This is a genomic window from Sorangium sp. So ce887, assembly GCF_051521455.1.
GTDB lineage: Bacteria > Myxococcota_A > Polyangia > Polyangiales > Polyangiaceae > Sorangium.
Map to the genome: position 1 here is coordinate 2135858 of NZ_CP150354.1, position 15703 is coordinate 2151560.

Genomic DNA, 15703 nt, shown 5'->3' on the forward strand with positions numbered 1-15703 from the left:
GTATGTGGAGCGCGCCCGGGGTTGCAAGGTGATCGCGGAAGCTCGCGCAGCGCTGGGCAGCCTGAGCGGTGTCTGGCTCACACCCCGGTCACGCCCCTCTCGCGTGGTCAGGTGGTCCGCTCACAGGCAAGCTCAGCCGGAATGTCGCGCCGTCGCCCGGAGGGGAGTTCACGGTCAACGTGGCGCCGTGGGCGGCGGCGATCCTGCTGGCCAGGTAGAGCCCGAGGCCGATCCCCGACGCTTTCCCGCCGCTGACGAAGCGGTCGAAGATCCTGGGGAGGAGCTCCGGCGGGACGCCGGATCCGTGGTCGATCACGTCGATGTGGGCGTGCTCCTTTCCCGAGCGCAGGTCGCTGCTGAGCTTGATGAGGACCCACTTCCCCCTGGGCGAGTGCTTGATCGCGTTGCTGACGAGGTTGTCGAGCGCCTGCCGGACGCGCGCCTTGTCCGCCACGACGACGAGCTCCGGCGGGCCCTCGACGCGGATCTCGACGCCGGGGGACCCGAGCGTCCGCGCGGTCTCCTGCGCCAGGGCAACGAGATCCACGGTCGCCGGCACGATCTCGAAGAGCCCTTGCTCGAGGCGCCCGACGTCCAGCAGGTCCGAGATGAGCTGGCCGAGCCGAGCGACCGAGTCGCTCGCCCGGCCGAGGTCGCGCAGATCCTCGTCCCGGGCGTCGAGCTCCGCGCGCCCGTGGAGCAGATCGAGGCGGCTCATGAGCGGCCCAAGGTAGTTCCGCAGGTCGTGCGCCAGCACGGTGATCAGCTCCTCGGCGGCCTGGCGCCGGCCCTGCGCGACCGCAGCCGTGGTGACCTGCTCGACGAGCTCCGCCCGGTGCGTCAGCGCGCCGATCCAGCGCGAGACCGTGCCCAGGAAGCGGAGATCTCCCTCGGTGAAGAACTCCGGCCGCGGGGACTGCGCGGAGACGACCCCCCGCCGCTCGCCCTCGACGACGAGCGGGACCGCGATGTGCGACCGGACCCCGAGCTCGTGGATCACACCGGGGACCTCGCCGGGCTCCCGGTCCGCGTGCCCGGTGATGTAGGGCTCGCCGGTCGTGAAGACGCCGGCGATCGAGCCGCCGTTGGCCACGGCCTGGACGTCGAGGCCGAGCGCTTGCTGGAGCCGGCCCAGGGGCGTGTTGCTCGTCCCCAGGGCGCGCAGCGTCTTCCTGCTCGGCTCGAAGAGGAAGACGTCGATCTTGTCGGCGTCGAGCGCGCTGCAAAGGAGCTCACTCGCCTGGTTCAGCGATTGCTGGAGGTCGGCTGCGGGGAGATCGAGCAGGCGCTCGAGGGTCGCCATCAGCCTACCCTCCCTCGAGGGGACTTCCATTCCGGACATGCGATCTATTTTCTCCGTCACCCGCTCGAATTCGTGGCTCGAGGACGTGGGCGGGAACCCGGTCCGGGCGTCCTCAGCGGCTCGGCTGCAGCAGGCGCAGCCCTCTGCTAACCCTAGCGCATGGGACTGCGCGAGTACTGGCGCAAACGCGACTTCTCCCTCACGCCCGAGCCGCGGGGACAAGAGCTCACTGCCGCGCCCGCCGATGCCGAGGAGCGGACCTTCATCCTCCAGAAGCACGCCGCCTCGCACCTGCATTACGACTTCCGCCTCGAGCTCGAGGGCGTCCTCAAGAGCTGGTCTGTACCGAAGGGGCCGAGCCTCGATCCCGAGGTCAAGCGGCTCGCCATGCACACCGAGGATCACCCGCTCGAGTACGGCGATTTCGAGGGCATCATTCCGAGAGGACAGTACGGGGGCGGGACAGTGCTCCTGTGGGACCGGGGCACGTGGGTGCCGCTCGAGGACCCCCACAGGGGCTATCACGCCGGAAAGCTGAAGTTCGTCCTGCGGGGCGAGAAGCTCCGCGGCGGCTTCACCCTCGTGAGGACCCGCGGGCGGGACGACGACGAGGGGAGGCGCTGGCTTCTCATCAAGGAGAACGACGCGGAGGCCCGCGCCACGAAGGAGTACAGCGTCGTGGAGGCCCGGCCCGAGAGCGTGGCGACCGGGAGGCAGCTCGACGAGATCGCTGCCGCCAGGGACCGGGTGTGGCGCTCGAACCGGGCGGAGAAGGAACACAGGACGGCGCAGGCGGCGGCAGGCGGGCGAGGAGCGGAGGGCGAGGGCGGCTGGGCGCGCGTCGCGGGGCGGGTGGAGGGCGCGCGCGAGGCGGCGATGCCGCAGAAGGTGCGGCCGCAGCTGCCCGAGCGGCTCCCGGCGAGCAAGACGGAGCGGAAGCCGAGGGGGGCGCCGGAGGGCGAGGGGTGGCTGCACGAGATCCAGGTCGACGGCCGACGGATCATGGCCTGGGTCGAGGACGGGCGCGTGCGGCTCGTGGACGAGAAAGGGAAGGACCCGAAGGGCCGTTTCGAGCCCATCGCCGCGGCGATCGCGGGGCTCGGGCTGAAGAGCGCGCTGCTCGACGGCGAGGTGGCGGTGCTCCTGCGCGACGGCACCACGGCCCCGCCGCCGTCCAGCGCGAAGGCCGCTCCCCGGGAGGGCGAGCTCGTCTATTTCGTCTTCGATCTCCTGTACCTGGAGGGCCACGATCTCATGGCGTCCCCGCTCTCGGCGCGGAAGCAGGCCTTGCAGCGGCTGCTCCGCTCATCGAGCCGGGGCGGGGGCGCGCTGCGCTACGGCGATCACGTCGAGGGGTCGTGGGAGGAGGTCGTCGAGAAAGGGTGCCAGCTGTCGGTGAAGGGGATCGTGTCCAAGCGGATGGACGCGCCCTATGTGCCCGGCCGCGGTCCGGGCTGGGTCCGCGCGGCGTGCGGCAGCGCGCCGGCAGGGGAGAAGGGGAAGAAGAGGAAGGCGGCGGCGCCGAGGGGGAGCGAGCGCGCCGCGCCGAGGAAGAAGGGCGGGGGGCGCGCGCGCCCGGCGCGGGACGCGGAGGAGAGCGAGGGCGCCTCGGTCGCCGGGGTGCGCCTGTCGCACCCGGACAGGGTGCTGTATCCAGCGCAGGGGATCACGAAGCGCGAGCTCGCTCTCTATTACGAGTCGGTCGCCGACTGGATGGTGCCGCTCGTGAAGGACAGGCCGCTCACGCTTGTGCGCTGCCCGGAGGGCGCGGAGAGCGAGTGCGTCTACGTGAAGCACGCGCAGGTGCGGGGGACGTCCGCGCTCCGGCGCGTGACGATCCAGGAGAAGACGAAGACGGGCGAGTACCTCGTCGCGGACTCGGCCGAAGCGCTGGTGTCGCTCGCGCAGATGGGGATCCTGGAGATCCACACGTGGAACTCGACGACCTCGCGGCTGGAGAAGCCGGATCGGGTGGTGTTCGATCTCGACCCGGATCCCTCGGTGGCCTGGGAGCGCGTGATCGCGGCCGCCCTCCTGCTCAGGGAGCGCCTGGCCGAGCTCGGCCTCCTGAGCTTCGTGAAGACGACGGGCGGGAAGGGGTTCCACATCGTGGTGCCGCTCGCGCCGTCGAGCGGGTGGGACGAGTGCCTCGCGTTCACGAAGGCGCTGGCGGGGGACATCGCGCGGCGCGACCCGAAGGGGTTCACGATCGCGGTCTCGAAGGCGCAGCGGAAGGGGAAGATCTTCATCGACTACCTGCGCAACACGAGGGGCGCGACGTCGGTGGCCGCGTACTCGACGCGCGCCCGGCCGGGGGCGCCGGTGTCTGCGCCGCTCTCCTGGGAGGAGCTCGGTCCCGAGATGCGCTCGGACCGATTCACGCTCAGGAACCTGCCCGAGCGCCTGGCTGCGCTCCCGGCGGACCCGTGGGCCGGCTACGGGGAGGTCCGCCAGAAGATCACGGCCGCGATGCGGCGAGCGCTGGGAATGCAGGCGCAAGGGCGCAGGTAGGCGGGCGGGCGGGCGCTGCGCGGATCGACGCCCGCCCTCCGCGTCCTGCGCCTCGACGAGCGGCGCCGCGCGGCGTCACGCTTGCCGCGCCGCCTCGTCCACACCACATCTTCCGCCACCTGCATGGCTTCAGAACGCAAGACCCACCGCGCCCTCACCGTCGTCGGGCTGATCCTGTCCCTCGCCATGGCCGCCCTCGAATCGACGGTTGTGGCCACCGCGATGCCCACGGTGATCGGCGATCTCGGCGGCATTCACCAGTACGCATGGGTCACCACCGCCTACCTGCTCACCTCGTCGGTGCTGGTGCCGATCTGCGGCAAGCTCTCGGATATCTACGGCCGCAAGCCGGTCATGCTCGTCGGCATCGTCGTGTTCCTGATCGGCTCGATCGCGAGCGGCGCGGCGCAGTCGATGCCGCAGCTCATCGCCTTCCGCGCCCTCCAGGGGGCCGGCGCCGGGGCCATGCAGCCGATGGCGATGACCATCTCGGGCGACATCTTCGATCTCAACGAGCGCGCGCGCATCCAGGGCGTCTTCGGGGCCGCGTGGGGGCTGTTCGGCATCACCGGTCCCATGCTCGGCGGGCTCATCGTGCACTACTTCTCCTGGCGCTGGGTCTTCTACATCAACATCCCGTTCGGCATCGCGTCCATCGCGCTCGTGGCGAGCGCGTTCCACGAGCGGATCGACAGGCGACGTCACGAGCTCGACTTCCTCGGCGCCGGGCTCCTGTCCGCGGGCGTGGTCGCGCTGCTCCTCGCCACGGGGAGGCTCGGCGGGGCGATGACGGTGTTCGCCTCGATCGCGGCGGTGGCGCTGTTCGCCGCGTTCCTCGCCGTCGAGCGCCGGGCGCCTGAGCCGATGCTCCCGCTGCCGCTCTTCCGGCGCCCGGTGATGCTCATCTCCAACGTGGCCGGCGCGATCCTGGGCGGCGCGATGATGGGTACGATCACGTTCGTGCCGCTCTTCGTGCAGGGGGTGCTCCGCGGCACCCCCACGGACGCCGGGAGCGCCATCGCCCCGATGCTGATCGGCTGGCCGGTCGCGAGCGCGATCGGCGGGCGGCTCATCCCCCGGGTCGGGTTCCGCCCGCTCATCTGGGTCGGCCTCGGCGTGACGGCGGCGGCGGGGCTCGCGCTCGCGATCGGCGGGGCGCACGACACGCCGCTGATGCTCCGCGCGACGACGCTGGTCTTCGGCGTGGGCATGGGGCTGTCCAACGTCGCGCTGCTCATCGCGGTGCAGAGCAGCGTCGCGTGGGATCAGCGCGGGATCGCCACGGCGAGCACGATGTTCTCCCGGCTGCTCGGCGGCGTGGTGGCGGTGGGCGTCATGGGCGGCGTGCTGACGGCCCAGCTCGCGAAGGACCCGTCGATCCCCGCGGACGCCGCGAGCAGGATGCTCACGGCGGAGGGGGCGCAGGGGCTCGATCCGCTGATTCTGCAGCACCTCGGGGAGGCGCTCACGTCGGGGCTCACGACGGTGTTCTGGATCATCGCGGCCATGGGCCTGATCGGCTTCGTCGTGGCGCTGTGGTTTCCCCATGTGCCCCTTCAGACGGCGGACGACAAGGCCGTGGCGCCGACGAGCTCCCCCTCACGGGGCCTTCCGTTGTGAAGGGGGGAGTAGGGGGAAGAGCGGGGTTCTGGGTGTGAGCGGAGATAGGATGAGCGGGTTTCGCAGGATCGCAGGGGCGGCGGGGCTGTGGCTCGCGCTCGGCGGGGCGGGGTGCGAGGACCAGCACATCGTGATCGGTGCGCTCGCGCCGGGGCAGGGCGGAGGCGGCGCGGGCGCGCCAGAGCGGCCGAGGTTCGAGGCGCCGACGGCGGTGACGGAGATCAACAGCAGCGAAAGGGAAGAGGACCCGACCCTCACGGACGATCTGCTCGAGATCTATTTCATGTCCGATCGCGACGGGAACCGGGACATCTGGACGTCGCGGCGGGCAGGGGTGGGCTCGCCCTGGGACGCGCCGCACGTCGTGGAGAACATCAACCTGGCCGAGAGCATCGAGGATACCCCCTGCGTCTCCGGGGATGGGCTCCGGATCTGGTTCTACAGCGGGCGCGAGCCGCAGGGCACCTGGCTCGCCGAGCGCGCCAGCCGGGACGACCCGTGGGGGGAGCCGGTGCACGTGGACGCCCTCGCCGTCGAGGGCGCCACGGTGATGGGCCCTCACGTCGATCCCCCAGGGCTCCACGTCGTGGCCGGTGTCACGCCCGCGGACGCGGAGACGTACCTCGCGATCGCATCGCGCGAACGCCCGGAGGACGACTGGGGCGCGCTCGTCCCGCTCGCCGGGCTGGACGGCCCAGGCGACGAGGGCGGACCGTTCCTGTTCGACGACGGCAAGCAGATCCTGTTCCGAGCGAGCCGCGCGGGAGGGGGAGACCTGTTCTGGGCACGGCGGGCAAGCGCCGAAGCGGCGTTCGAGGAGGCAGCGCCGCTCGAGGAGCCGGTGAACCTCCCCGGGGAGCGCGAGACCGATCCGCACCTCTCACCGGACGGCTCCGTCCTGTTCTTCGCGTCGACACGGACCAGCGTGGCCGACATCTACGAAGCCCACCGCGTCGCGCCGTAACCCCGCAGGCTCAGGCCCCGCGCATCGCGGAGATGGCCCCGGAGCCCAGCGCGGCGCACGCGGGCGGCGCTGGAGGAGACGCCCGCACAGGCGACCCCTCCACGGCACAGGCGCACGACCGCGTGGAGCCGTGATATCCTTTCCTCGCATAAATTTACCGCTGCAAGAGAATGCTCTGAGCCGGCCACGAGAAATTCGCGCAATCCGTGATTGATTGCGGGCGCTCCGATCCACGTGGGAAACGAGGAACGACAGGCTCCCGATGACGTTCGAGGACAGGACAGGGAGCCAGCCTCACCGGCGCTCTGGTAGAGCGTGCGGTGTTGCTGCGAGACGCCTGGTCCCGGGGGAGCACGCGAGGTGCGTGCGCTGACCTCCGCAGGCAGTACACCGACGAACGCTCCGCCAAGAGAGCTTCAGGAGTTCCAGATGCGCTTCATGCTTCGCCGGATGCGGTTACGATGGGTGTCTGCGCGCGCGTGGGGCCTGATCAGCGTCGCCGCCTCGCTGCATTGCGGCTCGGAGACTCCGGGATCGGGCTCCGGCTCAGGGGGGCAGGACAGCGGCGCCACCGGCGCCACCACCACGACGACCGCTTCCACCACCACGGCGAGCAGCGGCGCGGGAGGTGATGCCGGCGCGACGGCCGGCATCGGCGGCGGGGGAGGGGCCGGCGGCGCGGGGGCGACCGGCGGCGCGGGGGGGACCGGCGGCGCGGGGGCGACCGGCGGCGCGGGGGGGACCGGCGGGGCCGGCGGGGCCGGCGACCGGTGCGCCGACGCGCTCCACGACCCGGCGAGCCCACCCGAGGCGCTGCGCCTGTCCGGGAACCTGGGGACCCACGACCCGGTGGCCATCCAGGCGGGCGACCGGACCTACCTGTTCCAGACGGGGGACAGGATCCCCATGAAGATCTCCTCGAACCTCATCGACTGGGAGGATGCCGGTCGGGTGTTCGACACGAAGCCCGCCTGGCTGGAAGCCAAGGTGCAGGGCGTGAAGGATCTGTGGGCGCCCGATATCTCGCGCTTCGGGGACACCTATCATCTGTACTATTCCGCCTCCACGTTCGGCAGCAACAAGTCGTGCATCGGGCACGCGACCAAGGCGTCGCTCGACGCCAGAGAGCCCTGGACGGACCGCGGCGCCACCCTTTGTTCGAACGACGGGAGGCGAGACGACTGGAACGCGATCGACCCCAACGTCGTGATCGATGAGGCGGGGACGCCGTGGCTCGCGTTCGGGAGCTTCTGGACCGGCATCAAGATGGTGAAGCTCACCTTGTCGGGGGAGCGGGCCGACGCGGAGCTGCACGCCCTCGCCTCGCGCCCCGACGCCGGAGGGGCGATCGAGGCGCCGTTCATCGTCCGGCGCTGCGGCTTCTATTACCTGTTCGTCTCGTTCGACAGCTGCTGCCGCGGGACCGACAGCACGTACAAGATGGCCGTGGGGCGTTCGACGAGCATCACCGGCCCGTACGTGGACAAGGAGGGCAGAGAGATGATGTCCGGCGGCGGCACCCTCCTCGTGGAAGGCGGCAGCCGGTGGCGAGGGCCCGGGCACAACGCCGTCCTGTTCGCCGACGATCGGGCCTACAACATCTATCACGCCTACGATGCCCAAGCGAACGGCGCCCCCACGCTGCGGATCTCGGAGCTCGTGTGGGACAGCGACGGTTGGCCGCGCTCCGGCGGGCCCTGACATGCGATCTCGCGCGTTTCGCGGCGTCGACGCGGAGCGGCGAGGCCGCTGTCCATAGAACGCATCCAAGTGTGCCTTGACCCAGACTTCTGCCCTCGTGCATCGTCTTCAACGTGCGAAAGCCCGCGACCGATCTCACCGCGCCGCCGGAGGGAGCACCTCCGAGGGCGGACGACCTGCTCGGGCTCGCTCGGGCCGCGGCGGCGCGCGACCCCGCGGCCATCCGCACGCTCATCACCGAGCTCGGCGGGGCCATGCTGCGGAGCGTGAGGAAGGTGCTCGGCCCTCATCACCCTGACGTCGAAGATGTAACCCAGGAAGCCGTGCTCGCGCTGCTCCAGGCGCTGCCCTCCTTCCGCGCGGAGTGTACCGTGCTCCATTTCGCGAACCGCATCGCCGTGATGACCGCGCTCGGCGCGCGCCGTCGCCTCCGCATGCGCGCGCGCTTCGACGAGCCGGACGCGCCGATCGAGATCGCGCCGGACGAGCGCGGCGCGTCGCCGTTCGCCGAGACGGTCTCCAACCGGCGGCGTGAGATGGTGCTCGAGGTGCTCGACAGGATGCCGGAGTCGACAGCGGAGGCGCTCGCCCTTCATTTCGTGCTCGGCTACACGGTCGACGAGATCGCGGCGCTCGCCCGCGTCTCTCCGAACACGGTCTGGAGCCGTCTCCGGCTCGGCAAGGAGGCGCTGAAGCGCGCGCTCGCCAACAACGCGAAGCTGGCCGAGCTCTTCCGGGAGAGGGAATCATGAGCGCGGATTGCCGGAACGAGCTCCTCATCCGGGTGCGCCGCGGCGTCGCGACCGAGCCCGACCGGCTCGCCTTCGACGCCCACCTCGGCTCCTGCGAGTCATGCCGGATCACCTGGGAGCTCGCGCAGGATTTCGATGCCGCCGGCGCGGCGGAGCCCGGGGACGCGGAGCTCCTCGCGCGGATCGCGAGCGCCGCGATCGGCGGGGTGGCGATCGATCTGCGGCGCGACGGCGCGCCGGTGTGGCCCGCGAGCGCGGCCGCGGGGCGCGACGGCGCGCCGATGTGGCCCGCGAGCGCGGCCGTGCGACCCGACAACGATGTCCGGCGCGGAGACGACGATGCGCAACTCGCGGGCGGTCTCGCCGGGCGGCGCGGGGCCGGATGGCGGCGCAGCGTCTGGCTCTACGCCGCGGCCGCCGTCCTCGCCTGCGGCGTGGCCGTCGCGGCCACGGCGCTCGTCCGCCGGCACCCGGAGACGGCGTCAGGGCCGATCGCCCGCCTGCTGGAGCCGTCGGTGCGCGCGGTGATGTCCCGTCCGCGCGCGGTCGCGCTCCCCCAGGCCGTTCTGCCTGCCGGCGAGCCGGCGCCCTCCGGAGCGGCGCTGCCGGCGCCGTCGAGCGCGCCGGCGCCCTCCGGAGCGGCGCTGCCGGAGCTCGCGGCGCCTGCGCCGAGGCCGCGCGACGCCTCGCGCGGGCCGAGCGCGGCAGCGTCGTCCTCCGCCGCCTCGACGGCGGAGCAGCTCTTCCGGGAGGCCAACGACGCGCGGCGCGCCGGGAGCTCCCGGCGCGCCATCGAGCTCTATCGCTCGCTCCAGAAGCGCTTCGCGACGTCGCCCGAGGCCACGCTCTCCCTCGTGTCGCTGGGCAGCCTGCTCCTCAACACCGGCTCGCCCGCCGCGGCGCTCGCGCAGTTCGACCGGTACCTCGGCGTGGCCGGCTCGCGGCCGCTGGCGGTCGAGGCGCTCTACGGCCGCGGGCGCGCCTTGCGTGCGCTCGGCCGCCCCGCCGAGGAGGCCCAGAGCTGGCGGCGCCTGCTCCGGGAGCATCCGGGCTCGCCGTACGTCGAGCACGCCCGTCGCCGTCTAGCCGAGCTCGGAGGGTGATCACGAAGCGGGCGACGGTCTGGCTCGCGGTCGCCGCGGCCATCGCGCTCTCCGCGGCGCGCGCCCTGGCGAGCGACGGGACGGCAGCGGCGTCGTCCGGGTCGCCCGGAGCGCCTGTGTCCGGAGCGCCTGTGTCCGGAGCACCGGTGTCCGGAGCACCGGTGTCCGGAGCACCGGTGTCCGGAGCACCGGTGGTGGAAATCGTGCTCACGGGCGCTGCGGACAACCTCGGCGCGATCCGGACGGCGCTCGAGTCCGAGGCGCTCTCGGCGTTCGCGGTCCGCTTCCGGACCGCGCCGCGGTTCAACGCGACGGCGCTCTTCGCGACGCGGGCCTCCTCCGGCGTGGCCCTCTCGTGCTGGATCGACGTGAGCGACCCGCGCCGCGCCGCGCTCTACTTCACGGATCCCGTGGCCGATCGCTTCCTGGTGCGCTCGATCGAGCTCTCGGGCCGCTTCGACGAGCTCGACCGCGAGTCCGTGGCGCAGGTCGTGGAGCTATCGCTGCGGTCGCTGCGCGTGGACGCGCGCGCTTCGCTCGATCGGGAGCAGGCGCGCGCGCTCATCCTCCGCCAGACGACGCCCCCTGAGGTGCCCGCCGGCGCGCCGGTCCCCGCGGCGGCGCCGGCGCGCCGGCGGGCGCTGGAGCTCGGGGCTTTCTACGGCGTGACGACCCACTCGGCCGAGGTCGGCCTGACGCACGGCCCCGGCGTGCGCGTGGCGCTCGGCGGGAGCTGGGGGAAGCACCGGCTCGCCCTCGACACGCGCTTCCAGTACCAGTTCGAGCGCCGTTACGAGGAGCCGCGCATCGGCCTCGATCTCCGCACGATCGCGCTCCGGGCGGACGCCTGCTGGCTTTACTCCCTTGCCACGGGCGTGACGCCGCTCGAGGTCGGCGTGCGGCTCGGCGCGGGCATCGATCATGTGGACGCGGCGCCGAGGCCGGGCAGCGCGGGGCCGTCGGCGTTCGTCCCCGCGGATGCGAGCGCCTCGAACGCGCTCGTGCTGGTGGCCGGCTCGGTGGTCAAGCTGCCGCTGAGCCGGGATCTCCGGCTGTTCACGGAGCTCTTCGTCGAGCTCGACCCCGCGCGCGTCCGCTACGAGCTGTCGCTCGAGCAGGGGGCCGAGACCGTGCTTGCGCGTTACCGGCTCCGGCCAGGTGTGCTCGTCGGCATCGAGCTCTGACGGCGCGCCCAAAGCATGCTCGTTCGTAGGTTATTTTCCATCAGGAGCCCGTCATGCGAACTCACCCCATCTTCTTGACCCTCGTGCTTTCTTCTCTCGTCACCGGCCTCGCGTCCGGCGGCTGCGGCCCAGCAGACGTCGATGACCGGCCCCCCGCGCAGAGCAGCAGCAGCAGCAGCAGCAGCAGCAGCGGCGCGGGCGGCGCGAGCAGCGAACCAGGCGCCGGCGTCACGGGGGTGGGCGGCGCGGGCGGAGGTGGCTCAGGCGACGGTGGCTCGGCTGACGGCGGCGGCGGCGGCGCAGCCGGCGGATCCACGAGCGCCTCAGGCGGCTCCGATGGCGGCGGCGGGAGCGCCGCGCTGCCGGACATCTCGGTGTATATCGCCGGCGACTCGACCGTTCAGACGTACGTGAACAGCTCCATTCATCAGGCGGGCTGGGGTCAGATGCTGGGAGAGTTCTTCGACGCGCGGGTGCACGTCGAGAACCGGGCCATCGGCGGCCGGACCGCGCGCCGGTTCATCGACGAGGACCGCCTGACCGAGCTCCTCGAGGACATCCAGAGCGGCGACTACTTGCTTGTGCAGTTCGGCACCAACGACAGCAACAAGACCGCGACGTACGAGCACGACGGCGCCACGATTCCGTACTACCTCGACCCCGCGACGGACTTCAAATCTTACCTCACGCAGTACATCATGGGCGCGCAGGCGCAGGCCGCCAACCCGGTGCTTGTCACCCCGCCCCCGCGGCGATCGTGCACCGGCGACAGCCATAGTTTCGGCAACGGCGTGGGCGCGTATGCGCAGGCGATGCGGGAGCTCGGGGCCGAGCTGGACGTGCCCGTCATCGACCTCAACGAGAAGACGCTCGCCCATCTGAACTCGATCGGGTGCGTGGCGGCGGGCGAGGACTTCTTCCTCGTCCGGGCGGACGGGTCGGTCGACGGCACCCATTTCAACGAGACCGGCGCCCGCACCATGGCGGGCTTCGTCGCCGACGGCGCCGCGGACGCCGGCCTGCTGCTCGCGCAGTACCGGGATTGACCTCCCGGCGTTCTGTGCGTCCGCCGCGGTCCGCGTCACCGGACGTGGATATCGGGCCTGGGGGGCGCCGCCATGCCGCCGCCGATGTGGAAGCTCGGGTGAGGCGGCTGGTTGTAGGCGGTCTGCTCCGAGGTGATCTGCATGCGGTACTGCGGGTCGTGCATCAGCGTGTAGATCCGCCGCGCCGTCACGTTCGTCGTGGTGTACAGCCGCAGCGCCGAGCTGTCCGACTCGTGCCACATGATCTCTTCCCGCCAGTCGCCGAGCAGGTCGGCCGTGAGCGTCGGCGTCGACTTCGTGCCGTTGCTCGACGCGCACTGGCTGCAGCTGAGCAGCGAGCCTCCGCCGTACTTGGTGATCGACGTGTTGTTCTGCAGCTCGCGCAGCTCGTCCGCGTCCCACCAGATCAGGAAGTTGGCCGAAGCAGGCTGGCTCCCGACGTTCGACCCGCTTGTGGCGGACAGGAGCCCTCCCGTGGAGTTGGTCCACATCTCGGCGCCGGGGTTGCTCGCGAGCACGTCGCCCGCCACGCCGCGCCCCGTGTCGGCTCCCGTGACCGGCCCCTGCTTGAGGATCGCGCACGAGTTCGCGTCGTGGAGGTCGAAGGTCGGCTTGCTGCCGTCCTCGTGGGGCATGAACACCTCGAGCCCCGGACGAGAGAGGACGAAGTCGCTGACGTGCAGCGCGTCGCCGTGTCCGAGCGCGGTCGAGCACTTCCGGGTGCCGTTGCTGTCGATCGTGGAGGCCCCGTAGATCACCTCCTGCGCGCCGTCGGCGTCGACGTCGGCCACCACCATCGAGTGGGCACCTTGGCCCGTATAGGCGGTGTTCGCGTTGCTATCGGCCTTCCAGATCTGGCTGAGGCTCCCGTCGCGGAAGCTCCAGGCGGTGATCGTGGCTCGCGTGTAGTAGCCGCGGGCCATCAGGATCGCCGGCCTGCCGCTCGCGTCCTGTCCTCTCCCGAGGTCGCTCACGAAGGCGGCGCTCGCGAGGAACCGGTCGACCCGGTTGCCGTACGAGTCCCCCCACGAAGAGACCGTCCCGCGGGGCACGTCGAAGGCGACGGTCGCGAGCTCCGCGCCGTTGTTTCCGGCGAACACGGTCAGGTACTCGGGGCCGCTGAGCACGTATCCCGCGGCGTTCCTGTAGTCCGCCGCGTCGTCGTCGGAGGCGGCGGGCCCTCGGCGCAGCGTTGCGCCCGTCCCGTCGCGCGTGCCTGGAGCGGTCTTCACCGCGACCTCCGCGCTCCCGTCGCCGTCGAAGTCGTACACCACGAACTGCGTGTAGTGCGCGCCAGCCCGGATGTTCCTCCCGAGGTCGATGCGCCACAGCCGCCGCCCGTCGAGCTTGTAGGCGTCGAGGTAGACGGGCCCTGTGCAGCCGGCCTGGGAGTTGTCCTTGGCGTTCGAGGGATCCCACTTCAGGAGGATCTCGTACTGTCCGTCGCCGTCGACGTCTCCAGTGCTCGCGTCGTTGGCGGAGTACGAGTAGCTCTCGCCCGCGTTGTCGCACTTCGATGGCGTCGTTCCGTTCGCGGGCTTTTCGAGCGGGATGCGGAGATAGTTCTGGCCCCAGGTGGCGACGGCGGGCGAGGTCGCCTGCGCGGCGCCGCCCACCACGGCCTTGATTGCATAGGTCGATGAGGTGGCGCCGGCGGTGTCGAGGTAATTGGTGCTGTTCGTGACGTTCGCGATGCGCGTGCCGTTCCGGTACACGTCGTACGATATCGCGCTCGGGGTCGTCGGGTCGTATTCGTAACCCAACATCCTCCACCCGACGTAGACGCCGCTGGACACCTTGATGGCGACCACGCCGCGATCGAGGTCCTCCATCTGGTAGTGGCCGCTCGGGGCGGCGCCGCCGGAGCCACCGCTGCCGCCGCTGCCGCCGCTGCCGCCGCTGCCGCCGGCGCCACTGCTGGCGCTGCTGCTGCTGCTGGCGCCGCCGCTGCCGCCGGCGCCGCTGCTGGCGCTGCTGCTGCTGCTGCTGGCGCTGCTGGCGCCGCCGCTGCCACCGGCGCCGCTGCTGGCGCTGCTGCTGCTGCTGGCGCTGCTGCTGCTGCTGCTGCCGGACCCGCCCGCCGTCACGCTCGCGAGCGCTGCGCGCTGCGTGGGGCCGCTCGCCGTGGCGCAGAAGCCGAAGCTCGTCGATGCACCCGGGGCCAGGCTCGCGTTGTGGTCCGCGGGCGTCGCGATCAGCTGCGACCCGCTCATGCGCGTGGCGGCGTTCCAGGCGTTCGCCACGGACGACCCGTTCATGTGGGTGGCGACCTGCCAGGTCGTCGTCGCCGTCGTTCCCGTGTTCTGGATCTTGACGTCGGCGCAGTACCCGGTCCCCCAGTCCGACCCATACGTCAGCGTTGCGGTCAGCCCGTCGCCCGTCAGCGGCTGATTCCAGGCCTCTTGTTGCTCGATCTCTCCTTCAGGCCCGTACGCGTCTTCCACGACGCACGCTCCGAGGAGCACGAGGGCGGTGGCCGTTGCTGCCGATATGCAAGCTCGCATGGAAAAATCCTTTCAAAGCACGCGGCGCACGAGGCGATCCGCGAAAGGTCCTTTTTCTCCGCGGCCGTCGATTCATTGGACAGAAGGTCCCGGCGACCGAGGATCAAGGAACGATCTCCAGGTTGCTCGAGCAGCTCGGATCCAGTCACCAGAGTTCCAAAAAGCTATGCGCTTCTCGGTAGATCAGAGTTTTTGCGGCGCACGAGAATGCGTGATCCTCCCGCACCATCTCGATGACAGCGGGTGTCCACGCGACCTACGTCACCAGCGAACTCCCGACATCCTCTCGACGTTCTTTGCAGCTCTCGCGCAAACGAGCGACCGTGCTCGCCCACCCACATCCGTGGCGCTGCCCTGTCTGCTCCGGATCCGTGGATTCTTCCCGAAAAGCCGGACCGGGCAGCAGGCAGACCACGGTCCGAGGCGACATGGAGGCGCGGGCGACCCACAAGAAATCCACAGCATGTGGACAAATGTCCAGTAGGTGCCCCTGGGAGCGCCGCCGGCGCGCCTGGCTGCCGGCGTCCTGCGCGACGCCTGACGTCAGCGGGGGCTCGACCTGCACCCGCCCCCGCGGTCTGCGCCGGGGGTCAGGGCGCCGGCGGGCGGATCTGCTTGCGGATCTTCTTGATGAAGGTTTGCGTGCACTTGCCGTGGCTGCCCTCGTGCTCGATGATCTCGCGCGTCAGCTTCGCCTTCGTGTCGTTGGAGACGGTCGCGCAGGCCTTCACCTCGTTCGCGAGCTGGCCGCCTTCGAAGGTCGCGGGCCACGTCTGCTTCTCGACGACGGCGGCCACGTTCGTCGGGCGGTGGTGCGAGGCCTTCGTCTTGGTGACGTCGCGGAGGCCTCCCTCGTCGGACCGCCGGCCGGAGCCGTGGCAGCTCGGGCACGTGGTCGTATTTCCAAACGAGTTGGCGATCCGACCGTCGCCGCCGCAGATCCCGCACGTCTCTACCATCCGGGGGGTGTACTGTATTTCCCGCGCGCGTGCAGGCTTTCTCTCGCGCGCCTCGC

General features: G+C 71.3%; 11 protein-coding genes. 8 read left to right on the forward strand and 3 right to left on the reverse strand.

Annotated elements, in window-relative coordinates; translation table 11 throughout:
- Positions 1 to 88: 88 nt before the first annotated feature.
- Positions 89 to 1303, reverse strand: a complete 1215-nt coding sequence (locus tag WMF36_RS08045; RefSeq protein ID WP_437579023.1) for an ATP-binding protein — start codon at positions 1301 to 1303, stop codon at positions 89 to 91.
- A 159-nt stretch (positions 1304 to 1462) separates the two neighbouring features.
- On the opposite strand from WMF36_RS08045, the gene ligD reads away from it, so the two are divergent.
- From ligD to WMF36_RS08085, 8 genes are all read left to right on the forward strand, one after another.
- A complete protein-coding gene (gene ligD / locus WMF36_RS08050; protein WP_437579024.1) occupies positions 1463 to 3814 on the forward strand; it encodes a non-homologous end-joining DNA ligase in 2352 nt (783 codons plus the stop codon).
- Between the two features lie 123 nt (positions 3815 to 3937).
- Positions 3938 to 5434, forward strand: a complete 1497-nt coding sequence (locus tag WMF36_RS08055; protein ID WP_437579025.1) for an MDR family MFS transporter — start codon at positions 3938 to 3940, stop codon at positions 5432 to 5434.
- Positions 5435 to 5483: 49 nt separating this feature from the next.
- A complete protein-coding gene (locus tag WMF36_RS08060) occupies positions 5484 to 6398 on the forward strand; it encodes a hypothetical protein (RefSeq protein ID WP_437579026.1) in 915 nt (304 codons plus the stop codon).
- Between the two features lie 429 nt (positions 6399 to 6827).
- On the forward strand, positions 6828 to 8099 hold the full coding sequence (locus WMF36_RS08065; RefSeq protein WP_437579027.1) for an arabinan endo-1,5-alpha-L-arabinosidase: 1272 nt from the start codon (positions 6828 to 6830) through the stop codon (positions 8097 to 8099).
- A 113-nt stretch (positions 8100 to 8212) separates the two neighbouring features.
- Positions 8213 to 8851, forward strand: a complete 639-nt coding sequence (locus WMF36_RS08070) for an RNA polymerase sigma factor (protein ID WP_437579028.1) — start codon at positions 8213 to 8215, stop codon at positions 8849 to 8851.
- Positions 8848 to 9954, forward strand: a complete 1107-nt coding sequence (locus tag WMF36_RS08075; protein ID WP_437579030.1) for a tetratricopeptide repeat protein — start codon at positions 8848 to 8850, stop codon at positions 9952 to 9954. The genes WMF36_RS08070 and WMF36_RS08075 overlap by 4 nt, the downstream gene beginning before the upstream one ends.
- Positions 9951 to 11138 carry a hypothetical protein gene (locus tag WMF36_RS08080; protein WP_437579031.1) on the forward strand — a complete coding sequence of 396 codons (1188 nt, stop codon included), beginning with the start codon at positions 9951 to 9953 and terminating at the stop codon, positions 11136 to 11138. The genes WMF36_RS08075 and WMF36_RS08080 overlap by 4 nt, the downstream gene beginning before the upstream one ends.
- A 53-nt stretch (positions 11139 to 11191) precedes the next feature.
- A complete protein-coding gene (locus tag WMF36_RS08085) occupies positions 11192 to 12184 on the forward strand; it encodes a rhamnogalacturonan acetylesterase (protein ID WP_437579032.1) in 993 nt (330 codons plus the stop codon).
- A 35-nt stretch (positions 12185 to 12219) separates the two neighbouring features.
- On the opposite strand, the gene WMF36_RS08090 is transcribed toward WMF36_RS08085, so the two are convergent.
- Both WMF36_RS08090 and WMF36_RS08095 read right to left on the reverse strand, forming a co-directional pair.
- Positions 12220 to 14688, reverse strand: a complete 2469-nt coding sequence (locus WMF36_RS08090) for a cellulose binding domain-containing protein (protein ID WP_437579033.1) — start codon at positions 14686 to 14688, stop codon at positions 12220 to 12222.
- A gap of 590 nt (positions 14689 to 15278) precedes the next feature.
- The gene (locus WMF36_RS08095) at positions 15279 to 15647 is read right to left on the reverse strand and encodes a molecular chaperone DnaJ (protein ID WP_437579034.1); all 369 of its coding nucleotides are present in this window, start codon (positions 15645 to 15647) and stop codon (positions 15279 to 15281) included.
- Positions 15648 to 15703: the final 56 nt, after the last annotated feature.